Genomic DNA, 25,895 nt, shown 5'->3' with positions numbered 1-25,895 from the left:
TCCCTACCCATGTGAACGAGAAGTACCTCTGTTTCTCAAAGAGAATGCCAATCTCACTCTTCAGACTGAGGGGAATAGAGTTGCCAGGTGAGGACGGAAATATCCTGTTCAAAAACACGATCAAGCTTAGAGGCGTCTGGCTGTCCTTCTACTTTGGGATAGATGTAGCGGCCATAGGAGTTTACAATGGAAGGATCGAGCGTCAGTGCGTGATCAAAGTCAGCGGTCGCACGCTCAACATCATTTGAGAGGATGGAAGCAAAGCCTCGTAAGATATAGACCCGCGCATCAGAAGGATCAAGTTGAATGGCTCGATCAAAATCAGCAATGGCGCGAGGATAATTCTTTATTTTGCAATAAGCACAGCCGCGAAAAAGATAAACAAAGGGATGCGTTGGAGAAAGTTGCACGGCGCGATCAAAGTCGCCATGCTCGAATTTGATATGGGTGTAGCTGTTCATGGCAGCAGAAATGGAAGGGTCAAGTGCAGAAGCACGTTCAATTACGGTGAGCATTGATGCTTCATCTTTGAGAGCAGCGTAGGCAAACATTCGATTGAAATAGGCTTTGGCATCAGAGGGGTCACGTTCAAGAGCACGATCAAGAAGAGGAAGTGTTGCCTGAAAGAGAGACATGGTCTCAGCAGAATCGAGAGCAAAAGCTCTCTCATAGTCAAGGCGCGCCTGCTGGTAAACTCCGGAAGCAACGTATGCCTGGCCTCGCTGAAAGTACGCTTTGGCAGAAGAAGGAGCGAGTTGGAGAAAGCGATCAAAGTTAGTGATGGCAGAAGGAGAGTCCTTTTGCCTCAAATGAGCGAGACCTAGGCTGTAGTAAGCTTCAGCATAAGAAGGGTCCAGCTCAAGGGTCTGGGTGTAGTCGGCAAGAGCACGAGAATAATCCTCTAATGCCATATGAATGGCCCCTCGGTTGTAGTAAGCGGTAGCATCGGAGGGGTCCAGATCAAGAGCGTGGTCAAAGTCGGCAAGAGCACGAGGGTAGTCCTCTAATAGCAAATGAGTGGTTCCTCGGTTAATGTAAGCTGAGATCTGGGATGGGTCGAGTTGGAGGGACTGAGTATAGTCAGCGAGTGCACGAGGATAGTCCTTTTGCATCACATGAGCATTACCTCGATTATAGTAAACCTGAGCATTGGAGGGGTCGAGTTCAAGGGCCTGGGTATAGTCAGCGATAGCGCGAGAGTAGTCCCGTAAATTTGCATGAGCGAGGCCACGGCGATAATAAGCCAGGGACTGGGAAGGGTTCAGCTCAAGGGCCTGAGTATAATCAGCAATGGCGCGAGAGTAGTTCTGTAATTGTGCATGAGTGAAACCTCGATTATAGTAAGCCTTAACATTGGAGGGGTCCAGATCAAGAGCGTGGTCAAAGTCGGAGAGAGCATGAGGGTAGTCCTCTAATATTGCATGAACGCGACCGCGATTATTGTAAGCTCCAGCATAGGAAGAGTTCAGTTCAAGAGCATGGTCAAAGTCGGAGAGAGCATGAGGATAGTCTTGTAATTCTGCATGAGCAAGACCACGATTATTGTAAGCCTGAGCATTGGAAGGATCAAGGTGAAGCGCCTGCTCATAAGCCACCAGGGCTTCCTCATAACGTTTGAGCGATTGAAGGGTGACTCCTTTGTTATGCCAGACTGCACTATCGGAAGGGTCAAGGTGGAGCGCCTGCTCGTAAGCCGTCAGGGCTTCCTCATAACGTTTGAGCAGTCGCAGTGTCTCTCCTTTTTTGTACCAAGCATAGTCGTCATCAGGGTTGAGTTGTAGGGCCTGGTCAAAATCAGCCAGAGCGCGAGAATAGTTTTGTATGTTGTAATACGCCACACCGCGACTGGCATACGCCTTGTCATCAGAAGGATTACGTTTAATTGCCTGATTATAGCGGGCAATGGTGGCATGTTGCTCATTATTCTGGCCAGGATTGTGATAGTTCCTGGCTTTGGATGTACGAGTCATTGATGATGATTCCCTTCTTTACTCTCAGGTTACATTGGATTGTAGATGAACGCGCTTCAATGAAGCTATGATGCAACTCACAAAACTGATTTGGGCTGCTGAGTATGAATGGTACGTGCAAGTCACGCGAAGGAATTTGCCTCTTCCACTAGCCCCGTGATGCATCCTACCTGCGGGGCTGGACGCTGAAGCCTCGTGTGCCTGGTGCCGAAGATGCGAGGGAAGAACCATCTGAGTCATCAAAACGCTTCCTTTTCACGAATAGGTAACCGATCCCATACTGCGTAGGACCAAGAAAGGATGCACACCCTGATCTCGAACTATTGGGTCGTTTCATGCTTCACATAGAGCAACGCTCGACCGGTCATCAGGGAGTGCGACGCATATTTGTGTGCTTCGTCACGCCATACTCATCGTGCTCACGGCTGGCGGGCTCCTCATGTTTGTGCAAGCCTCACCAGCCACACTCATGCAACTCGCGCCAAACGCGCAGGCAAACCACGCATAGACCGCCGTCGTGCGTGAGGCTAGAGGCGTGATGGAGTCGGCGCCTCCCTTGTGAAGAGAAGCATGCCCGTTTTCCTCTTTGAGCACAAGCATATGCGGGCGAAAGAACGCACATGTCCAGCATCACTGATCAGAAAAGTCGAGCCCCTGGCATAGCCTTGTTCTATCTTCAGGCATCCTCCCCACAATTACCATGAGATCTATGCCGAGTATGATACGTGGATGCCGGGCTTCACGGTGAGACTGTAGACGATGTATTTGTGGATGGCGAGAGACCGGCGGAGATCGACAAAGCACCAAAGGAGGGTAGATTTCATCGTTTTTTACACTTCTCTCTGCTGGTATCTCAGATGTGAAGCGGTTTGTGTACATCAATGTGTATCAGTGCTCAAATCGGAGGACAAATGCTTCCATTGGAGGGCCAGACCTGCTATGTGTGAGGGGGGCGGCACGTTTTTTGCGCGAGGTAGCATCTCTAGGAGAAAGCGATTATCGCACAGATGTTTGCACACAAATACACAGTAATTTTATGCACCACTTCACTATAATAACAGTGTTAGTGAAGCATTATAGTTTCACGTAACCATGCAAGTCAAAAAGGGTGAATGTATAGTAACAATGTTTTTATAGACCCTATACACTCACCCTTTTCACTGTCTATGCGCTCTTAGCAGAAAGGTGAATAGTAATGATTTTACTACTGCAAGCTGTTACACCAGTATTTAGCGATATTGCTTCGATACTACAGCATCTCGATAAAGCCCCCCCCATTTATAACGGAACAAACCAAAACGCCTTTCAACAGATTCTCGGTTTTGCCTCAAACATTGAACTGCTCATCCGAACTCTTGGTATTACAATTTTCCTCATTGGGATTGCGGTGGCTGGTATTATGCGTATGGTCTCCTTTGGGAGTGATCGCAGGGTCGCGCTCTCAAACATGGCTTTGACTGCAGCAATCGTAGGCCTGGTAATCATGTTGATGGGAGGGAGTCTATCAAGCATTCTCAAGACAGCCTTCCCTACTCCTACTCCCAAATAAACCAGTATCGTACGAGTTTTGAGTGCATCGCAGCTTTTTACTTCCAATGAGCACATCGGCATTGCAGAGGGTACACCTGTCAAGACGTTGCAAAAAAACTTGCCGCACCCATGTGTGAGGGCATTGCCAAGTGATTCGCTTGCTACACCTCTTCAAAAATATTGTGGGGAAGAATCAAGCCTGTGGGCATGGGAGCAACACAGAAAGCGCTTGTTGATGGCCAGCTTCACTTTTGCCTTTCTGCTCTCCTTGCTTGAGGTTTCCTCCAAGGAGTTTCGACATGACCTGCTGCGACAGGGATGCCATGGTATGGTAGAGCGGCACCTGTTGGCATAGGTACCGCTCCATCGCTTGGGGGAGGAGTTCAGCTTCCACTGGCTGATTTTTTTCCCTCCATTCCTTCTTCTGTCAATTCGGGATGATGGATGTTTTTTTCTGTCAAAATCGAACGTCTCTCCTGCTTCAATACTTCGCTCACACTGGTTGCCCTGTTGCGCGTTTGATGGAGCGGTCAAGCATGTGCTACTATGAAAGCATGTCAAGACGCCTTTCAAGAGCCAGACGAGGCGAGGACGGAACATACCCACCAGCAGCAACAACCTGAGGCATCAATGCTTCCATCTCATTGCAGACACCACGAAGCGCCGATATCTGCTCTTCTAAGGTGACATACAGTCGAGACGGAAGCTTTTGAAAAGGAAGCCTCTCTCCCATTAGCGCAGCTTGCACCTCACGCACGTTCCGTTGAAGCCCTAACAGCCCATTGTGGAAGCCAATCAGGTCATGCCTTGCCAGAAGTGGAAACATACTTGCTGCGATCATCCAGAAGAAGCCTATCGTAAGAGACGCATCCTCAATGTATTTCTGAGAAAGGACTGGTTCGAGAGGAGGGCTCTCAGGAATCCCAACTTTATCAAAAAGGGGGAGCGATGGATGTTCTTGATGTGCGAGCTGTTGGGGGATGAGCATCCAATCGACATTGATGGCTGATTCTTGGTATAAAACATAGGTAAACGTCCCGCCAAGGGGTGATCATAGCTTCTTGAACTATGAACATTTCTTGCCATTTGTAGACATTTAAGGCCCTTGACTCATCTGCTCTACTCATTGCTAGTACGGCGAGTTACGTCGGAATGTACGCCTGTGGAGATCCTGTAAGACCTGGGAAACCAGGCAGGTTGTTCGTTGAAGCAGGAACCGAACACCAGATATGGCTTGTCCATATGTGGGTCAGTTTCGGATAACGGTATTGTTACTGTGGGCTTCAAAAAGAAGCGACGGCGTCCCAAATTGTTGAAACAGCGCCAGCCTCTCTTCAGTGGTTCCCGCACCATACGGCCAAGGAGTCGCACAGAGCGTTTCACTATATGCCTCAGCGATGACGACGTGAAGGTCTAGATCGCTGAGCCAGGTTTGTTCGCCACGCCCATAACTACCAGCTAGCCACGCAGCCACAAAGCGCTCATCGTTGTGCAGACTCTCCGTTATCTCTGCCAAGAGACGTTCACGCGCCTGCACAAATACTTCTCGTTTTCTTGACATCTTTTTCTGTTCCGTTTCTTTTTGAGCCAGGGAAAGGTTGCCCTACAACGCCGGGTTCTCTCTTCCTGGCTCTGCTCTCCTTCTACTTTTGCCCGATATAGAGGAAGTGCCCTGTTAGACCCAGCCCTTCGGGGTACGGCCGGTCTCTTCGATCAGATTGAGCCAGGCCTCTGCCTGTTCAGAGGTGAGCTTCAGCAAATTCTCTTCATGTCCACGTGCGAACGATTCAATGCCTGTGAACACCACTTCTAGAAAATCTGTGAAATTCGTGTGGAACTCAGCAATGGTCGTCGTGTGCCAGATAGATGGTACTCCCACTTCTGGCGATCCGAGGTTCCCCGTTCGAGTGATCATCTCTAACCATTCTCGCTCCTTCAGGATGTTCTCGGGCCGGTCTGAATACACCCAGTCCAGCATGGTCATGCGATTGATCCCTGCTGCGAAGAGCCGTCCACCCTTGCGCAGAATACGCCGGGCCTCGCTTGCGGCCGCGCGCCGCTCTTCTGGCAGGCTCAGATTATAGAAGGGACCAAGCATCAAAACGGTATCACAGGATTCGTCTGGGATGAATGAGAGGTTCGTCGCTGAGGCATTGGTGATGCTCAAGATGTTTTGCCCCAATCCCGCCTTTGTCAGTCGCTCCTGCGTGGCTTCTAGCAGGCGTGACGCGACATCCACCAGGTGGACGTTGCTCCCACGGCTGGCGAGAAGCTGGCTATAATGGCCACCGCCCACCCCTACATCTGCGACCGTCGCGCCCTCCGGGATATAACGCAACAGATAGCGTTTGGTAATGGCATATTCGACCGGAGCAAATTTCTCCAGCCGTTCCATCTCATGGTTGCTACCATTGCGCACCCCCTCCGGCAGATCTGCGTTGTAGGATTCACCTATGAGCTCGTGATGTCTGACCAATTCATAGTGTTTTGCGATAAATGACATGTGGAAACCTCTTTCCGTGAGAAAAACAGAATGAGTTTCGCGATACGTTGTGGGAACGATGGGGCGGAAAGAGATGATGGAGAATCAAGGACGCGTCTGCAAAAGAGTCAAACACACTCTTTTATAGAGTAAAGGCAGCATGAACTTGCAGAAGGTGGGGAAATGGGAAAAAGCAGCAATGGGCTTGCTGGAGATCCAAACCGAACACCTATGTTGCCGTGCGCTTCTCCATACCTCTGAGCACCATCGAATACTTACTTTGCCAGTCGCTGGATTCTCTTCAGCAAAGCCGAAAGAATTGCCATGCGATGGTCGCATCACCATCCAACCAGGGAGCGAAAAACTAAACAATCATCCCCGGAAAGATGCATGGGATAACGAGAAGCAAGAAGAGTGGTGTCTGTTTCAAGACGTGAACGTGAAACAGGATGGAGTTAGCGGTTATCCGGCATAGATGGAAGAACCTCCAAAAATACTGAGTGTCTGATGAGTATACACATTCATCGTCGTGCTTGTCAAGGCGCATGGCGCGCGCTCTGTTCTAAATGTGTGTCCTTAGTTTGGTAAGGGAGTGAGGGCGTGTGTAGGATGAGAAGATACCAGCTAATCGCAAACGTCGCATTTTATAGGTTGTGATATTTTGTAGCCTCTTACCCATTTCTGTGACATTGTAGCGAAGAATATCGTATAGCCGTGGCTGAATTGCCAGGAGATAATCGTGTATCCCGTGCTCGTGTGGAGGCTGGCCGCCTCTCTCATCAACCTCTGCTGCTTGCAGGAAGCGCATGCCCTGCTTACAAAAATGCTAGAGACGCTTTCCTTTCTCTGGAATATATCACAAGGCTCTTTTTCCTGCATTATGCCTGGGATATATTATCGTATCACCATCCCTTGCCGATGCCTTTGTCACTGCCCAGCGCGCAGCCACTATCTTTCCTCCGACACTTGAGTAGATAGGGGATATGAGGGAGGAGCATATTGCTTGCCACATCCGATAGAAACCCATCTGTGGATAAGCTGTACTCAGGAAAGATCTTAAGTTTTTTCAGCCAATCTGGATAGAGTGGCTTTGTGTTCTCAGTTCTGACAGGGCATTGACATCCGCCAAATGCGGGTATATACTTGCATTATGGAAAGAACATTTCCTTGTCATTGCACACATCTGCGTTATGCAGCACAGACACTTACCGAGGTCTATGATCGAGTTCTTGCGCCCAGTGGTCTCAGAGTAACTCAATACATGCTTCTAAGAAGCATTCTTCAAGAAGATGTTGAGCAAAGCCTTACCGATCTTGCCCAAAAGTTGGGAAGTGATCGTTCGACTATTGGAAGGAACGTGCGTATCCTCGCACGCGATGGGTTGGTTTCTCTGAGTAGAGGGAGCGACCGACGAGAGCATACTGTCTGTGTTACTCAGAAGGGGCGTGAGACTTTTTCTCTCGCCACTCCTTTGTGGGAAAAGTCCCAGACAGCCGTCGAAGAGACACTCGGAGAGGATCAACTGCAGATGCTGAGGACACTTCTTTCTCAATTGGAAGAAATAAGCATCTAATTTTTTTGTCTAATGCGGGTACATACCCGCATTAGACAAAAAGGAACTTAGCTGACAAGAGAAGTGATTGCTGATCCTTGAACTTGATTTCAGTCTCATTGATGATGTGCTGGTTTGCAACTCTGGTTGTGATTTGAACGAGAAGGAATGCAAAGAGTATTCGTCTGGAGAAATATGATGAGTTCAAAACGATTTTTGATTACAGGAGCAACAGGAGCAACAGGTGGGAAAACCCTCGAATTACTTCTTGAACGAGGCTACCAGGTAAGGGCATTCGTCCATCAGCGCGACGAACAAAGCATCCAATTAGAAAAACGAGGCGTTGAGGTCGCTGTGGGGGATTTGCTCGATTTCACCACGATTCGACCTGCCCTTGACGACGTTTCAGGTGCCTACTTTGTGTATCCCATTGCTCCTGGCCTCATTGAGGCTACCACCTACTTTGCTCAAGCTGCCAAAGAGGCCAGGGTATCAGCCATAGTGAATATGTCGCAAATCTCAGCCAGGCGCGAAGCGAAGAGTCACGCTGCCTTCAATCACTGGGTGGCAGAACGCGTCTTTGATTGGTCAGGACTTGCTGTCACCCATCTGCGCCCGACATTTTTTGCCGAATGGTTTCTTTTTGCTGCGCAACAGATCCAAGTTGGTCTGGTGCAATGGCCGTTTGAGGGTAAGCATGCCCCCATTGCGACGGAGGATCAAGCACGTCTCATTGCAAGCATTTTAGAACATCCAGCAGAGCATGCAGGACAAATGTACCGGCTGTTTGGCCCCACAGAATACACCTACGCTGAAGCATTTGAGAAGATTTCGCAGATCTTGGGGCGTCAAATTGTGTACGAAAAAATATCCTATGAAGTGTATCGCGAACAATTGCTCAAGATAAGGAGCCCTTTCTTTGCACAGCATATCGTGGAAGTTGCAAAAGATCACGGGCATGGCATTTTCTCTGGCACAGATGACGTGATCGGGAAAATCACAGGTCAACCGCCAATGGGCCTTGAAGTATTTATCAAAAAGCACCAAGAGGTATTTCAATGATCAATGTCGAGAAGTATGTAGATGTAAGGTCACTCGTTGGGCTCAACCTATTCCAACTCGGTTGATCTCTCTGCAAATAAGATCCATTTGCAAAATGCGTTGCTCAACTCCTAATGAGTTATGGCCCAATGATCAGAGAAAGGAATATGGATTGATGGAGAAGCATTTAATTCTTCGGAATGCTCATGAAAATGAGCGGAAGATCATACGAGATATCACAATAGAAGCGTATGCGGAATATCAAGCTGTGATGCCTCTCGATTTCTGGACACGCTATCGGCATAATCTCATCGTTACGCTAGATGGGGAAGGAACCTTTGACCAGATTGTCGTTGAGCAGAATGGATCGATTATCGGTAGCGTTTCGCTCTACCCTCCGGCAGCTGATTCGTATAAGGGGGCTGCCATCAGCATCCCCTATCCAGAGGTCAGGCATCTCGCGGTGCTTTTACAGGCGCGTGGACAGGGTATTGGAACCGTTCTCATGAAGGAGTGCGAACGACGTGCTCGGGAGACAGGAGCACAGGCCATTGGGCTGCACACTGCGGAGGTCATGCAGACCGCAATACGCATGTATGAGCGTTTAGGCTTTGTGCGCACTCCCGAAACCGACTTTCAGCCCAGCGAAGGAGTGGTTGTGCTCGGGTATCGACACACGTTTTGAGGAAGAGAGCAAGGCGTCTTAATTGGGGAAGACATTGGAGACAGAGAAAACCTGTTCATTATGAGCAGGTTTTCTCTGTCTTCTCGGCAAGATGGGCTTTTGAGTGGCGGATCTAGCGGCGCAGCGAACCTTCCTTTCCCCTCGCCGGAGGGATGCGAACCAGCAACGAGGAAGATGCTGGAAGTTCTGGAGGAGAAGGCGTCTTGCGGCGAAGCGTTTCTCGGTCAGCGCGGCGAGAAAGGACGACTCGTCAGGGGAGTGCTCAAGATCGTCGAGGAGGTGCATCGTGAGCGTGAGCGACGCCTCGAGCTTGCGCATCTTGCCGCGAAGTCGACGGCGTTGCCAGAGCGCAACGATCCATTGGAGATGCTCCAGATGTTTTCGATTGTCGAAGCGCTGCTCCAGGGCCTCGCAGGCGTGTGTCTCTGCCTGCTCAAAACGGAGCAGTGGGTCCTGGTGAGGAGGGCGGAAGGCGCGGAACCGATCCTGCGCACGCTGGACCAGATCGACGAGGCGGGGGGGGGCTTATTCCGAGATCTGCTGCCCGATAGCGTCGACATCCTCTAGCTCCTTTCTGCTCTCTTGCCATCGTTGGAGAAGAGAGGTTGCTGAAGGGGCAACAGTAGCAAGTTCTTGCTTGCGATCACGTTGGACTGAATGTCCACGAAGATGCCCGAAGATATCCCCTTCCGTATTTGCGAGCACATGCAAAGCTAAGCCATGTAAACTATTTCCTCCTTCCACAGGAGGACGCCAGTTTAACTGGTGTTCGTCAAAGCCCTCTAAACACGCCATGATCTGATCAAGTGTATCGATAATATAGTGAGACATCCAAGTTGTTTCTAACGACATGATTGTATAACTTCCTCTTCGTTCACCAAAAGACTGCGTTGCCTCTGACCCTGTTAAGATTTTTCTTACTATACGCTACGAAGCAAGATGACTCTCTGAGTCAGAGAAAATGATGAAAATGGGATAGAATACCCAGGAGGCCAACGTGTAGAGGTCGGCTCACAGTGGTGTGCATCAACCCGTCTACGAAGCTGATCCGGGTGCGTCCAGCAGAGCTGATTGTCGCCAGATTGAAAGAACTGAGCACGCGTAGGAAATTTGTGTCTTACTTCGCACCTCTCGTTGGTCTCAGCGAAGATGAAGAACGCCTATTGAGAGAGGTAGGAGTTTGGTATGCAAGTCGTCCATGAGCGCTGTTGCGGCTTAGATGTGCATAAAAAGACGGTCGTGGCCTGTATTTTGATCACCCTGGCCAATGGAGAAGTTCAGCGTCATATCAGGACCTTCTCTACCATGACGGCTGGTTTGTTGGCGCTTTCTGATTGGTTGGAGAGCCTGGCTGTCACAGTGATCGCCATGGAATCGACCGGAATTTACTGGAGACCGGTGTTTAACTTGTTGGAAGAGGGTCGCAGCGTCATCCTGGTCAATGCTCAGCATATGAAAGCCATTCCAGGTCGCAAGACCGATATTAAAGATAGCGAATGGCTCGCCGATTTGTTGCGCCATGGGCTGCTCAAAGCTAGTTTCATTCCTCCGGCCCCTATTCGTGAACTGCGCGATCTCACCAGATACCGCAAGAATTTGGTTCAGGAGCGGGCGCGGGAAGTCAATCGTGTGCAAAAAGTGCTGGAAACCGCCAATATCAAGCTGTCCTCGGTAGCAACCGATGTGTTGGGCAAAAGTGGGCGGGATATGCTCTCTGCATTGATTGAAGGGGCCACTGATGCCGAAACCCTCGCCGAGCTAGCGCGTGGGAAATTGCGAAAGCAGCTTCCTCAATTACAGCAGGCTTTAGATGGTCGTGTCCAGGCCCATCATCGACTCTTACTCAAACATATTCTGGCTCATATCATCTTTCTGGAAGAGATCTTGGAGCAGCTGCAACAGGAGATTGAGCAACACCTCTGCCCTTTTGAGGAGACCATGTCCTTGCTCATGAGCATTCCCGGTATTGCCGCCCTTGCTGCTGCGGCTATTCTGGCAGAAATTGGCGATGATATGACGCGGTTCCCTTCCGCCAAGCATCTCGCGTCGTGGGCTGGGGTGTGCCCAGGCAACAAGCAAAGTGGGGGCAAACGGCTCAGCGGCAAGACGACCCAAGGCAATGCCACGTTACGGGCCATTCTGGCAGAAGTGGTCTGGGTGATCTCACACATGAAAGATAACTATCTTTCCGCCCAGTACCACCGCTTGGCGCGTCGTCTGGGGAAGAAGAAGGTGGTCGTGGCGGTTTCCCACAGTCTTCTGGTGATCATCTATCACGTGCTCTCTACCAAGCAACCTTACAGCGATCTGGGAGCAGACTATTTCGAGCAACGAGATAGCACGCGGCTGACACAACGTTCTGTCCGGCAACTTGAGGCTCTCGGCTACACGGTGACGCTCGTTCCCAAGGAGGTTGCTTAGCGAGTCGGGTGAGGATTCTGATTTTCATAGGAAGTGAACGCTTTTGCAAAGAACCAGTACTTTTCCCGATTTTTTGCTCACTTTGCACTGACCATATACGCCAAGCTTCACGTGGCGAGGTGCCCTACGCAGAGAGGGATGTTTCTGGACTCTGCCAGAAGCGTCCCTCTCTATCGCTGTTTTTGGGTTGATAACAGGAAGCCTCAGGCTGCCCTCTTTGGGAGCCTGAGGGCTGTTATGTCGTTAAGCAAACGCTGGTTGTTGCTCCGGGCTATAGAGGCTTTTGCGTTCCATCTGAAATGCTCAGTTTGGCTCTCTGGTTGCACTTTTGCATCTCTTTCTCTGGGGGACTTCTCTTGGGGACCTCGAACATTGCTTTCTGAAGGTGGATTGGTTTCAGCGATTTGGAATATTCTCGCTGAAGGATTGCAGGATACTGCTGTGTTTCGAAGTCTAATAGGGTGAACAGCAAGAACAAAGACATCAATGAGCTCTGGGTGGTCTCTGAAAGCCAGCAAGAGCGTTACCCTCTCACACCGCAAAAGTAAGGTTTGGGCTATTCTTGGATCTGGCGGCACAGCGAGCCTTGCGATCACCTCATAGCTCCAGACCTCGTTCATTGTTATATGCATGGCAGTGAGAAATACAGCCGTAAGTTGCAACGGCATTATGAGGTTGTGGAATGCTGTAAGGTGAAACTGAGATCGTAAGATAACATGGAAGAGCTGTTCTGGCTTGTTGTACTTGCTGTTTCCTCATATACCCGCTCTGCCCTCTCACCTGCCTCTAGATATGTATGTTGTTCCTCGCTCTTATGAAGACATGCCTTGTCAAGAGGGAGACTGAAGAAGCTTGCAAGAAATAGGGAAGAAAAGGAAGACATGATATGGCTCAAGAACAAGATGTGAATGAACAACCATTAGGAATGACGAGTCGCATTGGTTCTGTTGAGATCGATTGGCCTCGAACCATCGGGTATTATGGAGGCGTCAGCTTAGCACTTGCCTTTGAACTCATCGAACCGCCATTGGCGATTTTTATCGCTGCCATTCCTTTGCTCAAAATGCTCAATCGTCCTGGTACCTCAAAAGCAAGGCGTTTTGTTGGACAATTGCTCGAAGGGACCGCTCAACCAGTAGGCGGCAGTGCTGAAGCTACGATTCAGTTGGCCAAGACGAAAGGATCGACTCTTCACCATCCTACGATCCTTGATGAGGCTCGTCAACTCCTCAATCAAGCCAAAAAGAAACATGTAGGAATGAGCTCTTGAGCTCTTGTGTGAGCATATGCTTCTGTGATAGGCGCTGAGAAAGATACAACACGCAGTTCTCTCAAGCTAGCAGACCTGATGGGGGTTCGCAAAACCATTCGCGTATGTTGCCGCGAAGCTGACGGCGCCGCCAGAGCGCGAAGGGCCATTGGGAGATGCTGCAGATGTTTTTGATTGTCGAAGCGCTGTTGCAGGACCACTTCAAATCGGCATTTTTTACTCTATTTCGCTCTCTAGCAAGAAACTCATGTTACTCTAAAAAGAATCAATCGTAACTCGTCTCAATACTAAAATGAGGTGAGAGGATGCAGAGAAGTCGTGAGTTGGACTGAGAAAAGAGAGAAATGAGTCAGTCAACCAAGGCGATATCAACTATTCAGCATAAAGGGAAACTCGTCAATGGAACCTCTTGCTAGCGCATAGTCCCACACTATTAACCTAAGCAGAGGAGTCACCTCCTCTGCTCGGCTTCAGAACCGTGCTTGAGATTTTCACCTCACACGGCTCCTCAGTTGTACAGTCATTGTCATTGATGCTCGTCTTTTGCAACCTCGCGTGTCTTTCGTCATGGCAGTGTCGATGAATTGCCATGAGATTGTGCAGTACATCGTTGCTGTGATTGCAATCGATGTGGTCAATTTCTATCAGGTCACCCTCTCGAAATATGAGTTCACACCACCTACATTTGCCCTGTTGTTTTCGTAAGAGCTTTGCGAGTTTGCCTTTTGTCATGGAATGGTTTGCTATTCGCTGGCTCCAATAGACCAAGTTTCCATCGTAGGGGCTTGCTGCTCCTTTGACTTTCACATGCCTTTTGATTACTGTGTCGCGGTGGTTTTTCAGGTTGAGTTCTCCATTCCCAAAGACCCAATGGCGTTCTCCTACTGTTTTCCAGTATTTTTCCGTTCTCCATTGTGTGTTCTTGTGTGGATGCCTGAATTTTGCCCATGAACGCAGTTTTTGGTAGACCAGATGATCGCATTTCTGGTAGGTCTCTTTCGAGACCACCGTTTGATAGTATCTTGACCATCCTACGATTTTAGGATTTAACTCCGCAATAAGCTTCTCTTGTGGTGCTCCTTTCAGTGATCGTACCACTTGTTGAATGTCTCGGAGGTGTCGTTTGACTTTTTCTTTCTCTGGCTTAATAATGGTTTTAAACCCGAGAGGTTTTCCGTGTCCATTCTTCCCCGTGTGCGTTTTCCCTACGGGAAATTGTCGGATGGTGAAGCCCAGAAAGTCAAATCCAGCTGGACCTCCTCGTGCTTTGAGTGTATGGGCGATTTTTGTTTTACTTGGTTTTAGCTCTAACCCTATGGTTTGTAACCACTGTATGGCTAGTGTCTGGGCTTTCTTTACTCCTTCCTCTGTCGGGTGTAACACCACAAAATCATCAGCATATCGGATGACTTGAGGAATACCCTCCTTGGGCTTATATGCGCTTGTTATGGTCGTTTCTAGTCCGTGTAATGCAATATTTGCCAGTAATGGAGAAATTACTCCTCCTTGCGGAGTTCCTGCTTCTGTTTTCACAAACATTTCATTTTCAATCGCACCCGCTTTTAACCATGTTGTGATCGCCTGAGTCAGTTGTGGATAGGTCGTAAGTTTCCTTATCAGTTCTTCATGGTTGATGTTGTCAAAACAACCTGCAATATCAGCATCTAGCACAAATTTTCCTTTGTGTTTGATGCTGATAAAGATTGCATCGATCGCGTCATGGCAGGAACGACCGGGACGAAAACCATAACTATTGATCTCGAACTTGGCCTCCCATTCTGGTTCAAGGGCAAGTTTGACGAGCATTTGTCGCGCTCGCTCCGAGAGAACGGGAATGCCTAATGGCCTTTTCTCTTGCTTTCCCGGTTTCGGAATGTGGATTCTTCGGACGGGGGGCGATTTTTCGGGCCATTGTTGAGGATGGATGTGTTTCACAAGATCAAGTCTTTGTGCCGGTTTGACTGATTTTACTCCGTCAATCCCAGCCGTCTTTTTTCCCTGATTATCCTGCGTCACCTTTCGTACCGCCAGGGTTCGGGCTGCTTCCGACTTGATCAGCAGTTTCTGAAGTTTCTGTACTGCTCTTTGGTTGCCTTGTTGACTCGCTCGGAAAATGCGCTTTTGGATGCGGAAGCAATGTTTCTCTAGCTTGCGCCAGGGAATGCTGCTCCAAGCCTCACTCTCAGGGTCATTGGCCTTCTTTGAGGTTTTGATCCTGGATGCTTTCCTCTCTGCCATCGTACTTGTGCCTTTTCCTTCTGTACTACCGCGCTTACGTCAGCATATCCTGGACGTTACTCCAGGCATTCGCTTTTTAAGCGATCTCGCCAGGAGAGGCATACGGTTGGCACCTGCTCATGGTATCGACCTCCCTTGAGAGCCTTGACCTGGTTATTCCGTTCCTGTTACCTGTTTTGCGCTATCGTAGGTCTGCACTATCCACCGATGAACTCTTTGGGTGATGAGAAGAGCGGCAAAAATCCCTTCTCCAGTTCATGTTCCCTTTTTGGGCAAGCCTCTTATTCTGCGTAGGCTTGGTACAGTTAACGATGGTTCTTTCATGCATTCGTTTCATCCGTCTTGTGAGACGAACTGCTGACCGTAATAGCCTGCTAGAAGAGATCAACAGGGCAGACTCCTGTCTTATCCTCATTTAAACCCGCTTTGGAGATTGATGACCAGTCGCTACTCCAGGGTTTATGCTGTTTCCTCATCACCAGAGGAGAGAGGAATTACACCTCTCATCAGGCAACAAGTTGTCTCGTGTTCGCGAGCTCGTCATCCCTCGATCTTCTCGATTTCGACGAAACGGATCGCATCGTGCCGAACTGCTTCTGCCATGCCTTGTAGGAAATCTTTTCGAGCATGATGGTGTTGCCCAGCGTCAGTACCTCATGGACCTTACGCCCATGCAGGCGCTGATAAAAATCTCTGGCGCAGTTCCTGCTTCATGTGGAACTGCGCCAGAGCAAATACCTCAATAATTTGATCGGACAGGATCGCTCATTCATCTTTTTGCAACGCAGCTGTATCTGCCATAATTTTCCGGATCAGTTGAGAGATGGAGGGGTGAGGTGTCACAGGCAAACCGTCTGTTTCGACTCCTGTTTGAGGGGTAAAGAGAAAATCATGAGTTGATCGAGACTTCCCCTTTCTCAGGAGGTAGATAGTAGATGTTATATATTCTTCTTACTGGAGCAACGGGAACATTAGGGCAGCAAGTAGCCAATGCTCTGAGAAACCATCCAAACATCACCACACGTCTCATGAGCCGTCGTGTTTTCGCGCCAGGCGGCTCAGAAGGTCCGCGGCCTTATTCGAGAGTCAGCCTGAGGAGATTCTCGGGCTATGGTGTCCCAGCGGATCAGCGCCAGGAGATCGCGGCTCTTCCCTTTCCCGCTGTTTCGTGGGTGCAGGCTGATCTGAAGAGCGGAGCGGGTCTCAGTGACGCTGTGCATGATATTGATGTAATTATCCATTGTGCAGGTGATCCGCGTAGATTACTTGAAGCGGCACGGGCAACGAAAGTGTCGCACATCGTATATATCTCCATTGTGGCGTGCGATCGTATTCCTTTGTCCTACTACCAACAGAAAGTGGCTGAAGAAGAAGCTATCAAAGCGAGTGGTATTGCCTGGTCGATTCTGCGCGCAACCCAATTTCACGCTCTCATTGATTTGTTCTTGCGGAGGTGTAGTCTGCTCCCATGGATCACGCCCTTGCCCAGTGACCTGCTCTTTCAATCCATCGCCGAGTGCGAGGTTGGTCGTCGAATGGCTGAACTCGCGCTGGCGTCTCCTACGAGAGAGATTGAGGAGATGGGGGGACCGCAAGTGCTTTCCCTAGGCGAGATGGCCTACACGTGGTATACGCTGCGCCATGTGCACCGTAAGTTGCTTCCTCTCTGGATACCTGGACAGGTGGCGGCGGGATATCGCCGGGGAGACAATACCTGTGGAGGCGAGCTGCCTCATGGCGAGATCACCTGGGCACAATGGGTCCAGCAATCCTATCAGAGCTCACCACCTACCCAAACACGCGTTGCGCAGTTAAAAGACAAGCGCGCGAATCGTGTATAGCACAGTTGTGGAGAAGAAATGTTGCAAGCTATGCTGGAAAAGTCTAAATAATAGATAGAAGGAGTTCATATGAATAAAGCATCTGTGAGATCGACGACTGCGTATACCCGTTTTGTCCAGGTCATCGTGGCGCTAATAGGAATTGCCTATACTTTCGCTGGAATAGCACTTATATTCTTTCCATTGTGGTTTTTTCAAACTATTGGAAACTTTCCACCCTTTAACTCTCATTACGAGGGCGACCTGGGAGCATTTATCCTGGCAATAGGCATAGGCTTATTACTGGCGATGGCTCAGCCGCAGAAGCATATATGGACCATTCGTATAGCTGCTCTGGCGAGTTTATTGCATGCTGCTAATCACCTCTACGATGCGATTGCCTCTCCTTCCTCAGTCAATGAATGGCTTCAAGTCATAGTGGTGTGGATCGTCGTGCTGTTATTGGTAGCGGCCAGTGTGCAAAGGCCTCCTGCAACATACAGTAAAATGGCTGGGCAGATTTAGCCCTTTAAAAGGAGGTTATTAGGTGATGAGCATCATTCTCTCTCCTCTGAGGAGAAGGTATTCATGCCGATAGATGAGACGCACATGAGCCAGCAGGAATGCTTCCAATCCTATCGGCCCTTGCTGTTCTCAATTGCCTACCGTATGCTTGGCAGCGTCATGGACGCCGAAGATTGCGTGCAGGAGGTCTTCCTTCAATGGCATGATACTCTCGCCTCAGGCTCAGGAAAAACGATTGAGAATCCCAAAGCCTTCCTCTGCACGCTGGTCACGCGCAGGTGTATCGACCACCTGCGCTCTGCCCAGGTGCGGCGTGAATCCTACGTTGGACTCTGGCTTCCTGAGCCGCTGATCGCTACTGACCCTTCAGAGTTCTCGGAACTGGCCGAATCGCTCTCCATGGCATTCCTTCTGGTACTGGAACGGCTTTCTCCCATTGAACGAGCTGTCTTTCTGCTGCGCCAGGTTTTTGACTATGATTATGCAGAGATCGCGTCTTTCGTGGGAAAAAGCGAGGAGAATTGCCGCCAGGTGATGCATCGAGCACGACAACATCTTCCCCTCCACCGCACCCTCTCGCAGGTATCACAGACCTACCAGCAGCAGATATTCACGCAATTCTTACAGGCGTGCCGCGACGGCGACATGGATGGTTTGCTACGTGTGCTCTCTGACGAGGTCGTGCTCCATACCGATAGTGGAGGTAAAGTAGGCACCGCACTTCATCCTATCTATGGACCAGAGAGAGTGACCCGCTATCTACTTGGGATCCAGCGCAAATTCCTGAGTCTGACCGATGTGAAGAGCCAACCCACGTGGATCAATGGTCAGCCAGGTCTCATTGGCTACCTCCCTGAGGATGTGGATGCGCAGGATTGGCTTTCCACGCTGGCGGAAAAATGGAGTGTGAGATCAAAAGAGGAAAAGGAGAAGGAGGTGTTCAGGATGCAAATGGAGCATTTCCAGCATTTTATCGAGAAGGGGAAGCCGGCTTTTGTTCTTGTGCTCACCCTCGCTGAGAAGCAGGTTAGGGAAATTGATATCATAGTCAATCCCGAAAAGTTGCGGCACCTCCCTCGGCGCTATTTTGAAGGGGAGCAATGAGCGATGGAAGGGAGCAGCCTGATGCACTCTCGCACAGGAGCACATCAGGTGTGTGGCGTTGTCCCACTGACAGGGATGACACAGGGTTTTCACCCCTGGGCAATCATGACTGGCAGACGTTCTGAACATGCGGCTCTAGATCCCAGTGATTGGATGTCTCAACGAGAGAGACCAGGGCACCCATCAAGCAGACTGTCAGGAGGTTGTCTTGTAACTCTGATACCGATTACGGCTCAGAATCACGACGCAGTCCATGCCAACCTTGCGTGCTGCCGCCGTCGTTAAGCGCGCGTGGTTGTTTTTATTGAGTTTGCTCATCATCTTCGCCGTCCAGCCATCGATCTATACAACGGCGTGCTGGCTTGGACTGGCGGCAACTATACGCTCCCACACTCCTTACCTTCCCGTATCTTGTTGAGCTTGTATCATTTGCCGGCTTGCTCATGTATGGCGTTGCGCGCCATTGTGCTAGCCATCTGGCTCATTCTCGTTATCTTCGCCGGTTTAGTGATTCAGTTTCCAGTCGACATAGTGCAACTCTTATAATACATCTTATGGTTTCTTATGATGCCCCTTTCCCAAAAGATGAGTGGAAAGCGCATCCTCTTAGCGCGAACTCCATGCTCGCGCGAGGCTTTGCATGCCTTCCTCTATCTCGCGCTCGGTCCACGAGGAATAGCCAAGCAGGACGCCATTACGTCCCTTTTCCTCTATTCGGTATGCCGAGAGCGGGAGAGCGGTGATACCATACCTCTCGGCGTTGCAGGCCATTTCGCGATCATCGATACCTTCTGGGAACCAGCCTACAAGGTGTAATCCAGCAGCTGGTTGTTCGATAGTGAGCATATCGCCAAGAAAGTGTCTTGCGCAATCTCTCAGGATATTCCCTCTTCTGGCGTACAGTAAACGCATACGTCGGATATGGCGAGCGAAATGCCCCTCCCTCATATACATAGCGAGTGCTGCCTGTTCAAGTGTCGGAGGCAAGGCATTGACTGTGCGCTGGGCAGTGACAAAGGCATTGACAAGCGTTGGTGGTACAACGATATATCCCAGACGTAATGCAGGGAAAAGAACCTTGCTAAAAGTTCCCAGGTAAAGCACGCGTTCAGCTCCTTCAAGCCCTTGCAATGCCGGAATGGGGCGGCCAATGTAGCGATACTCGCTATCATAGTCATCTTCAATGATCCAGGCCCCTGCCTGCCGCGCCCAATGTAATAGCTCGTAGCGCCGGGCAAGGCTCATGGTAACGCCAAGTGGAAATTGATGCGAGGGAGTCACATAGGCGATCCGCGCATCGGGACACCTGGCCTTACCAGTGGCAACGTCCATCCCCTCTTCATCAATAGGAACCGGCACGAGATTGGCTCCCGCTTCCTCAAATGCCACTCTCACCCAAGGATACCCCGGATCTTCTATCCAGGCGGCATCATCTACATCGAGGAGCAGACGTGCCGCCAGTGACAGCCCTACCTGAGCGCCCGCGATCACTATCACCTGATCCGCTGTACAGCGTACCCCACGCGAAATCGTAATGTAGGCGGCAATCTCCTCCCTTAACGGGCGGTATCCCTCCAGATCCGGATAGCATAGGTGTGAGGGAGGCAATTGGCGTATGGCTTGCGCAACCATCCGCGCCCACTCCTGCTGCGGAAAGCTATCAAGCGCTGGTAGCCCGATGCGGAAGGGAGAACCTGTCTCGCCGCTACAAAAGCCGGGTATCGGTGGCGTTGCAGCAAGCAGTTTCCCACGCTGAGATAAATTCGCTTGCCCGCTTAAGGCTTGGTCCGGCGACATTAGTTCGTCGGGTGTGGTTGCCATGTGAAGATGGCTCTGAGAAAGATGTTGTGTAACATAGGTTCCAGCTCCCACCTGTCCCTCAATATACCCTTCAGCATAGAGATCTAGATATGCCTCCTCGACAGTGGTACGAGAGACGCCCAATTCGCGGGCGAAGGCACGCGTTGAGGGTAGCCGTGTTCCCGGTGTTAAATGACCAGTGCGAATCGCTCGGGCAAGTTGCTCATAGAGTTGGTGGCGCAAGGGGGTACTGGCGTTCGCATTCAGTTGAATGTTGGGTAGCGGAATATGGGGTGTTGGCTTTGGCATAAGCAGCCTCCTATGGTCTCAGCACAAATAATGGCTACCCTATTATATGGCATAATGGCTATTTTTAGCATGCCAATCTCATGATAGAGTGTTGCTATAAAGAAATGGGCTCATAGTCGACGAAAGAAGGTGTTGAATGAGAATATTGCTTGTAGGTGCGACGGGAGTTATTGGAAGACGGCTCATTCCAGTGCTGATTAAGTCCGGTCACGAAGTAATTGGCACGACACGAACGGCTGAGAAGCGTCAGCGGCTTGAGCGCCCAGGCGCATCCTCTGTAGTCGTCGATGTATTTGATCGTGAAAAAGTCTTCACGCTTGTACGCGAGACGCACCCCGATGTCATAATACATCAATTTACTGATTTGAGTGAAATGCATCTCTCAACGGACTCACGCATACTCCAGGAAGGGACGCGTAATCTCGTTGATGCCGCGAAGCAGGCCGGAGTGCACCGCCTCATTGCGCAAAGCATGGCCTGGGCCTATGCTCCTGGTGAAGGCCCTGCCGATGAGAGCGTCCCCCTGGACATAGAGGCGCCGGAGCCGCGCCTTACTACCATCAAAGGCATCCAGGCTCTTGAGGCAGCGGTCGCTGAAATGGAGTGGGGTGTAGTGTTGCGCTATGGCCTGCTCTATGGACCGGGGACATGGTTTGCTCCTGACGGCACTATTGCCGAACATGTGCGACAAGGCCAGCGGGTCGCGGATCAAGGTGTGACCTCCTTTCTCCATGTCGATGATGCTACACATGCTGCCCTGCTTGCGCTGAACTGGCCTCAAGGTATCTTTAATATAGTAGATGATAAGCCAGCCTCGGCAACCATATGGCTTCCTGTGTATGCTGCGACCCTTGGCGCTCCGGTTCCAGCGATGAGTATGGAACGCCCACGCGCGGCACGTGGAGCAACCAATAGCAGAGCACGTCACCTCCTCAACTGGCAACCGATATATTCAAGCTGGCGTGAAGGCTTTGCCTGCGTTGCTCGTGAATGGAGAGCCAGACATGAGGAAGAAAGGCCAGTGATGCTATAGCCGTAGTAATCTCCCTGATTGGAACCATGCCAAACATCAAATTACAGGATCGGAGGAATTTGAGCGATGATTCTTGTTACAGGTGCGACAAGTGCTGTTGGAAAGGCCACCATCAAAGAGCTTCTGGCAAGGAAGGCTTCAGTTCGTGCCTTCGTGCGTAAATCGGTTGATGCCGTAAAACTCCAGGCTCAGGGGATGGAAGTTTTTTTAGGAGATATGACAAAGCAAGCAAACGTGGCGCAGGCGCTACAAGGAATTGAAAGTGTGTATCTCATTACACCAGTAGCAGAACATCTCTTAGATACTGAGATGCTTTGGGCGCAGGAGTGTAAAAAAGCCAGTATACATCACCTCGTTAAACAATCTGAAATAGGGGCAGACCCACAATCCTTTAGTCCATTGCTTCAAATTCATGGGAAAGCCGAGAGCGCAATCCGTGCCTCAGGAGTACCATACACTATTCTACGGACGCTTTTTCTGATGCAAAATTTTGAGCTCATGTATGCCCAGCCAATTATCACTCAAGGAGTGATGTATGCGCCGCTAGCGGATATGCGTATGAGCTATGTTGATGCACGTGATATAGGCGCTGTCGCGGCACATCTTCTCGGCGAGAAGAAATACCAGTCCAAAGAATATGATGTGACTGGCCCAGAGGCGATCACATGCACCCAACTGGCGGAGATATTCTCTTCGTTGTTGCATACACCGGTTCGCTACGTGCCCATCTCTGACGAGGAGGCAGAAAAAGTGCTCTTGGGGCTTTACTCCTCATGGGCTGCGCATGCGGTTACTACGCTACTACAGTTTTATCGTCAAGGTGGTGGGAATTTTGTTACCTCGGTTGTGGATGAGGTCACAGGCCACAAGCCTTGTACAGCGACTGCGTTCATTTCTGAACACATACAGAGTTTCCAGGCCACCAAAGAGAATCCATGTAGATGCTTTGACAGAGCAAGCAGGGGTGAAGGTGGTCCAGGCCTCCCGTTGGGAACCTTCCTCAAAAAACTGTTCGTGTTGTGGCTGGGTCAATGAGGCGCTGAGGCATTCTGATCGGATCTTTGCCTGCCTGGATTGTGGAAGTGTCCTAGATCGAGACCATAACGCCGCCAGGAATTTGGTGGCGTTGGCCTGATGAAAACAGCGTACCGCAAGTTCTGCGGGAAGTGACCCCTGTGGAGCAGGTGGAAGACGAGCGAAAGGCTTGCTCTCTGCATTGAAGCAGGAACCGAAAACCAAATGTGGCCTGTCCACGTTTGGGTAAGTTTCGGAGACGGTGCCTCAAATATGTGACTGATGAGAGCGCGAAAGATACGTTCGTAGTAAATGTACCTTTCGCGTGTGAGGTTAATCGAAGCGAATAAGCTGGCGGATCGCGACCCCCTGAGCCAGGCGGTCAAAGCCGATGTTAATCTCTTCCAAGGTAATTGAAGGGCTGAGTAACTCGTCAAGTGGGAGCTTGCCCGCTTGGTACAGGTGCGCGAGGCGGGAGATGTCGCGGCGCGGTACGGCGGACCCCATGAAGGACCCCAGTAGCGACTTCTCATGCACGACAATCGCCGCCGCGTGGAGCGAGAGGAAGCGATCACTAGGTGGTATGCCAATCGCGATAGTTTTTCCGCCGGGTCGGGTGGCTTTAAAGGCCTGGGCCAGCACATCGGTATTGCCTACCGCATCAAAGGCATATTCGGCCCCGCCCCGCGTGATGTCGCGAATTGCCGCTAACGGATCCCCATCGCCCGCTGGCACGGTAAAGTCTGCGCCCAGGCGTTTCGCGAGGTCGAACTTGGAGGTTAGCATATCAACGGCGATGATGGGGGAGGCTCCAACCAGTTTCGCGCCCATGATCGTGCTCAATCCAACGCCGCCCAGGCCGAAGACGACGACTGGTTCGCCCGGTGAGACTTTGGCGGTGTTCATGACCGCGCCGACGCCGGTGATGAGGGCGCAGCCAAAGAGGGCGGCCTTCTCTAGCGGTACATCCTTCTCTATGACGATAAGTGATTCCCGCGCAACTACGGTAAAGCGCGAGAAGGCGGAGACGCCCAGGAAGTGGGCGACGGGCGAGCCATCTAGCTTGCGGAAGCGTTGCGCGCCACTCAAGAGCGCGCCGCGCCCATTGGCCGCGCCACCATTTGTGCAGAGCGCGGGCCGACCATTTGAGCAGTAGTGACAGTGACCACAGGTTGGCACAAACGAGAATACAACGTGGTCACCTACCTTGATATCTTTCACATCCGTGCCTGTTTCGCGCACGATGCCGCTGGCTTCGTGACCTAGGATCATTGGTTGGAGGAGTTTGGGGTATAGAGAGCCATTGATGACCGAGAGATCCGAGTGACAGAGGCCCGCCCCGACCAGTTCTACCAGGACTTCACCGGGTCCGGGCGGATCTAGCTCGACCTCTTCAACGACCAGGGGCTTCGACTCTTCGTATGGGGTAGGTTTGCAAGTTTCGTATAGTATAGCTGCCTGAACACGCATGCTTTTCCTCCTTGAAAGCGCGCCGGGCACGCCAACGTGAATCCGGCGCTTTCGTCTGCTCTACACTGTGCTTACACAACTTCAGCTTCCGCTGTCTCTTCGCCGGAGAACTGATAGACCTGCTCTAGTGTCTGGTTGCGGGCGCGTCCAATGCGCGCCAAGCGCTTCTCGAACTGCTGCCGGGCATAGTTACGGGTGTCTTCGGGGGTTTTGTTCTTCTGCTGGTTGCGTTCAATGGCGGAAAATAGTTCGTTCATGCGCGACTCGATCAGGGGCCAGAGGTCTTTGTTTTGCGCGACGAGGCGAGAGATAAAGTAGACACCATAGGCGATGTGTCGGGACTCGTCGCGCTTGATAAGCTGGATGCCCTGGAGTAGCCCAGGCATCATGTTCTTTTGCCCAAGCAACTTGGAGAAGCTATAGTAGCCTGTTTCCGCGAGTACACCTTCGATAATCATATTGTAGAGGATTGAGGCCCGTGCCTGATTCTCCGGGGACGGCTCGGTGAGCAGGCGGTTCATCTCATGCGGAAGCTCTTCTCCGAACAGGTCGCGTTCACTCTCCTCCGTCAAACGGGGGCTGTGTAAGTCTTCCCTTGTGTGCATGACCTCGTCGATGAAGCGGCGAAAGAACTCGGTATGCTTGGCCTCTTCCCATAGGAAGGTTGTCAAGAACATCTCTTCTTCCAGACGACCTTCGCGGGCGACAGTCATAATGAGTGGTAAGAGATCGAGTGTTACGGCCTCTTCACCAGCCTGGAAGGCGAAAATAAGGGGGCGCAAACGCTCCTTGTCTTCCTCTGGAAGACGCGGCCAGTTCTGTATATCCTGTGTCAGATCAATGTCGCGTGGGTCCCATATACCCAACTTCTTTGCCTTGTGGTAGAGCCGCATAGGAAACATCTCATGCCGAAGCCCACGACTGGTCAAGGTTGTATAGGTCCGATTGGGTACTGCTGCCATAGAAGTTCTCCTTCCTTGTCCTACTTCTCTAGACAATCCTTAAGAGGTCTGATTATCTTTGGTCGCGTTCCGCATATATTCCGCGAACATATGCACGAACGGACGGGCCTGCTCGATAAAGGGAGCCTTGACGCAATGAAGCATTCGCAGCATTAAGAAGCCCTGGATCTGGCTTTGAAGGAGGAAGCATAACTGGGGATCAGCCAGGCCAATGGCGCTCTGGATCGCCTGTGTGTAGCGATCCTCCCCGGCTTGCAGGACTCTTCCCGCCATCTTGCCATACAGGTCACGATGTTGATAGTAGTTAAGGGTTACCAGCAATTGTTTCCGCAGATCATCCTCATGCTCGGCTAGAAAGCGAAACAGGGCCATAAGGCGCTCTTCGAACGTGTCATGCTGTCGCATCTGCGCGCTGGCCGCAAAGATCGTTTGCTGCGTGACCTCCTCGACAAGCTGCTGAAACAACGCTTCCTTGGTTGGAAAGTAGTGGTAGAGCGTGCCAGTGGAGACATCCAGCGCCTCTGCGATCTGTCGCATGGTAAGCGCGCTATACACAGATTGCGCAAACAGGTCAAAACACTGCGCGAGAAGTTCCTTACGATACCTATCATGATCGACGAGCTTAGGCATATATTCCTCGCGGATAGATTTATATCAAACGTTTGATAT

Annotated in this window: 27 protein-coding genes; 17 read left to right on the top strand and 10 right to left on the bottom strand. The window is 50.8% G+C overall.

What is annotated here, in order from left to right:
* Positions 1–53 precede the first annotated feature (53 nt).
* Complete coding sequence (locus K3T82_RS46535) at positions 54–1,970, bottom strand: tetratricopeptide repeat protein (protein WP_220200261.1); 1,917 nt, start codon at positions 1,968–1,970, stop codon at positions 54–56.
* A 1,195-nt stretch (positions 1,971–3,165) separates the two neighbouring features.
* On the opposite strand from K3T82_RS46535, the gene K3T82_RS46530 reads away from it, so the two are divergent.
* A complete protein-coding gene (locus K3T82_RS46530; RefSeq protein WP_220200260.1) occupies positions 3,166–3,519 on the top strand; it encodes a hypothetical protein in 354 nt (117 codons plus the stop codon).
* A gap of 525 nt (positions 3,520–4,044) precedes the next feature.
* Here K3T82_RS46530 and K3T82_RS46525 read toward each other — a convergent pair.
* From K3T82_RS46525 to K3T82_RS46515, 3 genes are all read right to left on the bottom strand, one after another.
* The gene (locus K3T82_RS46525) at positions 4,045–4,488 is read right to left on the bottom strand and encodes a hypothetical protein (RefSeq protein ID WP_220200259.1); all 444 of its coding nucleotides are present in this window, start codon (positions 4,486–4,488) and stop codon (positions 4,045–4,047) included.
* 261 nt (positions 4,489–4,749) lie between these two features.
* Entirely contained in the window at positions 4,750–5,061 is a 312-nt protein-coding gene (locus tag K3T82_RS46520; RefSeq protein ID WP_220200258.1) for a DUF294 nucleotidyltransferase-like domain-containing protein, read from the bottom strand.
* 114 nt (positions 5,062–5,175) lie between these two features.
* Positions 5,176–6,003, bottom strand: a complete 828-nt coding sequence (locus K3T82_RS46515) for a class I SAM-dependent methyltransferase (protein ID WP_220200257.1) — start codon at positions 6,001–6,003, stop codon at positions 5,176–5,178.
* A gap of 139 nt (positions 6,004–6,142) precedes the next feature.
* Here K3T82_RS46515 and K3T82_RS46510 point away from each other — a divergent pair, with 139 nt between their 5' ends.
* The 5 genes from K3T82_RS46510 to K3T82_RS46490 all read left to right on the top strand — a co-directional run bounded on the left by K3T82_RS46510 (position 6,143) and on the right by K3T82_RS46490 (position 9,827).
* Positions 6,143–6,457, top strand: a complete 315-nt coding sequence (locus K3T82_RS46510; protein WP_220200256.1) for a hypothetical protein — start codon at positions 6,143–6,145, stop codon at positions 6,455–6,457.
* A gap of 675 nt (positions 6,458–7,132) precedes the next feature.
* On the top strand, positions 7,133–7,555 hold the full coding sequence (locus K3T82_RS46505; RefSeq protein WP_220200255.1) for a MarR family winged helix-turn-helix transcriptional regulator: 423 nt from the start codon (positions 7,133–7,135) through the stop codon (positions 7,553–7,555).
* 174 nt (positions 7,556–7,729) lie between these two features.
* Entirely contained in the window at positions 7,730–8,596 is an 867-nt protein-coding gene (locus K3T82_RS46500) for an NmrA family NAD(P)-binding protein (RefSeq protein ID WP_236031954.1), read from the top strand.
* Between the two features lie 154 nt (positions 8,597–8,750).
* Positions 8,751–9,260, top strand: a complete 510-nt coding sequence (locus K3T82_RS46495) for a GNAT family N-acetyltransferase (RefSeq protein ID WP_220200254.1) — start codon at positions 8,751–8,753, stop codon at positions 9,258–9,260.
* A 60-nt stretch (positions 9,261–9,320) separates the two neighbouring features.
* A complete protein-coding gene (locus tag K3T82_RS46490) occupies positions 9,321–9,827 on the top strand; it encodes a hypothetical protein (protein WP_220200253.1) in 507 nt (168 codons plus the stop codon).
* On the opposite strand, the gene K3T82_RS46485 is transcribed toward K3T82_RS46490, so the two are convergent.
* Entirely contained in the window at positions 9,786–10,112 is a 327-nt protein-coding gene (locus tag K3T82_RS46485) for a DinB family protein (RefSeq protein ID WP_220200252.1), read from the bottom strand. The genes K3T82_RS46490 and K3T82_RS46485 overlap by 42 nt on opposite strands.
* Positions 10,113–10,445: 333 nt before the next feature.
* Between K3T82_RS46485 and K3T82_RS46480 the strand changes: the two genes are divergently transcribed.
* Both K3T82_RS46480 and K3T82_RS46475 read left to right on the top strand, forming a co-directional pair.
* Positions 10,446–11,681, top strand: a complete 1,236-nt coding sequence (locus K3T82_RS46480; RefSeq protein WP_220200251.1) for an IS110 family RNA-guided transposase — start codon at positions 10,446–10,448, stop codon at positions 11,679–11,681.
* Positions 11,682–12,567: 886 nt separating this feature from the next.
* Positions 12,568–12,951: a hypothetical protein gene (locus K3T82_RS46475; RefSeq protein ID WP_220200250.1), complete on the top strand. Its 384-nt coding sequence runs from the start codon at positions 12,568–12,570 to the stop codon at positions 12,949–12,951.
* A 438-nt stretch (positions 12,952–13,389) separates the two neighbouring features.
* Here the strand turns inward: K3T82_RS46475 and ltrA are convergent, their stop codons facing one another.
* On the bottom strand, positions 13,390–15,189 hold the full coding sequence (ltrA, locus tag K3T82_RS46470; protein ID WP_220196912.1) for a group II intron reverse transcriptase/maturase: 1,800 nt from the start codon (positions 15,187–15,189) through the stop codon (positions 13,390–13,392).
* On the opposite strand from ltrA, the gene K3T82_RS46465 reads away from it, so the two are divergent.
* From K3T82_RS46465 to K3T82_RS46440, 6 genes are all read left to right on the top strand, one after another.
* Positions 15,077–15,328 (top strand): hypothetical protein, encoded by a 252-nt coding sequence (locus K3T82_RS46465; protein WP_220197514.1) that lies wholly within the window; start codon positions 15,077–15,079, stop codon positions 15,326–15,328. The genes ltrA and K3T82_RS46465 overlap by 113 nt on opposite strands.
* A gap of 796 nt (positions 15,329–16,124) precedes the next feature.
* Entirely contained in the window at positions 16,125–17,030 is a 906-nt protein-coding gene (locus K3T82_RS46460; protein ID WP_220200249.1) for an SDR family oxidoreductase, read from the top strand.
* A gap of 69 nt (positions 17,031–17,099) precedes the next feature.
* Positions 17,100–17,534, top strand: coding sequence for a hypothetical protein (locus K3T82_RS46455; protein WP_220200248.1), 435 nt, complete (start codon positions 17,100–17,102; stop codon positions 17,532–17,534).
* A gap of 63 nt (positions 17,535–17,597) precedes the next feature.
* Positions 17,598–18,638 carry an RNA polymerase sigma-70 factor gene (locus K3T82_RS46450; protein WP_220200247.1) on the top strand — a complete coding sequence of 347 codons (1,041 nt, stop codon included), beginning with the start codon at positions 17,598–17,600 and terminating at the stop codon, positions 18,636–18,638.
* A 21-nt stretch (positions 18,639–18,659) separates the two neighbouring features.
* Entirely contained in the window at positions 18,660–18,923 is a 264-nt protein-coding gene (locus tag K3T82_RS46445; protein WP_220200246.1) for a hypothetical protein, read from the top strand.
* Positions 18,924–18,929: 6 nt separating this feature from the next.
* Positions 18,930–19,184, top strand: coding sequence for a hypothetical protein (locus tag K3T82_RS46440; protein ID WP_220200245.1), 255 nt, complete (start codon positions 18,930–18,932; stop codon positions 19,182–19,184).
* 60 nt (positions 19,185–19,244) lie between these two features.
* Here K3T82_RS46440 and pdxR read toward each other — a convergent pair whose 3' ends face one another.
* On the bottom strand, positions 19,245–20,747 hold the full coding sequence (pdxR, locus tag K3T82_RS46435) for a MocR-like pyridoxine biosynthesis transcription factor PdxR (RefSeq protein ID WP_220200244.1): 1,503 nt from the start codon (positions 20,745–20,747) through the stop codon (positions 19,245–19,247).
* Positions 20,748–20,883: 136 nt separating this feature from the next.
* On the opposite strand from pdxR, the gene K3T82_RS46430 reads away from it, so the two are divergent.
* The 3 genes from K3T82_RS46430 (at position 20,884) to K3T82_RS50815 (ending at position 22,915) form a co-directional block, all read left to right on the top strand.
* The gene (locus K3T82_RS46430; RefSeq protein WP_220200243.1) at positions 20,884–21,780 is read left to right on the top strand and encodes an NAD-dependent epimerase/dehydratase family protein; all 897 of its coding nucleotides are present in this window, start codon (positions 20,884–20,886) and stop codon (positions 21,778–21,780) included.
* A 66-nt stretch (positions 21,781–21,846) separates the two neighbouring features.
* The gene (locus K3T82_RS46425; protein WP_220200242.1) at positions 21,847–22,815 is read left to right on the top strand and encodes an NmrA family NAD(P)-binding protein; all 969 of its coding nucleotides are present in this window, start codon (positions 21,847–21,849) and stop codon (positions 22,813–22,815) included.
* Positions 22,745–22,915: a zinc ribbon domain-containing protein gene (locus tag K3T82_RS50815; RefSeq protein WP_420799429.1), complete on the top strand. Its 171-nt coding sequence runs from the start codon at positions 22,745–22,747 to the stop codon at positions 22,913–22,915. The genes K3T82_RS46425 and K3T82_RS50815 overlap by 71 nt, the downstream gene beginning before the upstream one ends.
* 212 nt (positions 22,916–23,127) lie before the next feature.
* On the opposite strand, the gene K3T82_RS46415 is transcribed toward K3T82_RS50815, so the two are convergent.
* The 3 genes from K3T82_RS46415 to K3T82_RS46405 all read right to left on the bottom strand — a co-directional run bounded on the left by K3T82_RS46415 (position 23,128) and on the right by K3T82_RS46405 (position 25,856).
* On the bottom strand, positions 23,128–24,264 hold the full coding sequence (locus K3T82_RS46415; protein ID WP_220200240.1) for a zinc-binding dehydrogenase: 1,137 nt from the start codon (positions 24,262–24,264) through the stop codon (positions 23,128–23,130).
* A gap of 71 nt (positions 24,265–24,335) precedes the next feature.
* Positions 24,336–25,226 carry a R2-like ligand-binding oxidase gene (locus K3T82_RS46410; protein ID WP_220200239.1) on the bottom strand — a complete coding sequence of 297 codons (891 nt, stop codon included), beginning with the start codon at positions 25,224–25,226 and terminating at the stop codon, positions 24,336–24,338.
* A gap of 39 nt (positions 25,227–25,265) precedes the next feature.
* Complete coding sequence (locus K3T82_RS46405; protein ID WP_220200238.1) at positions 25,266–25,856, bottom strand: TetR/AcrR family transcriptional regulator; 591 nt, start codon at positions 25,854–25,856, stop codon at positions 25,266–25,268.
* Positions 25,857–25,895 lie beyond the last annotated feature (39 nt).

Source organism: Ktedonospora formicarum, assembly GCF_016587355.1.
Lineage (GTDB): Bacteria > Chloroflexota > Ktedonobacteria > Ktedonobacterales > Ktedonobacteraceae > Ktedonobacter > Ktedonobacter formicarum.
Note: the sequence above shows the minus strand (reverse complement) of the source record. Positions and strands in the feature narration are given on the sequence as shown.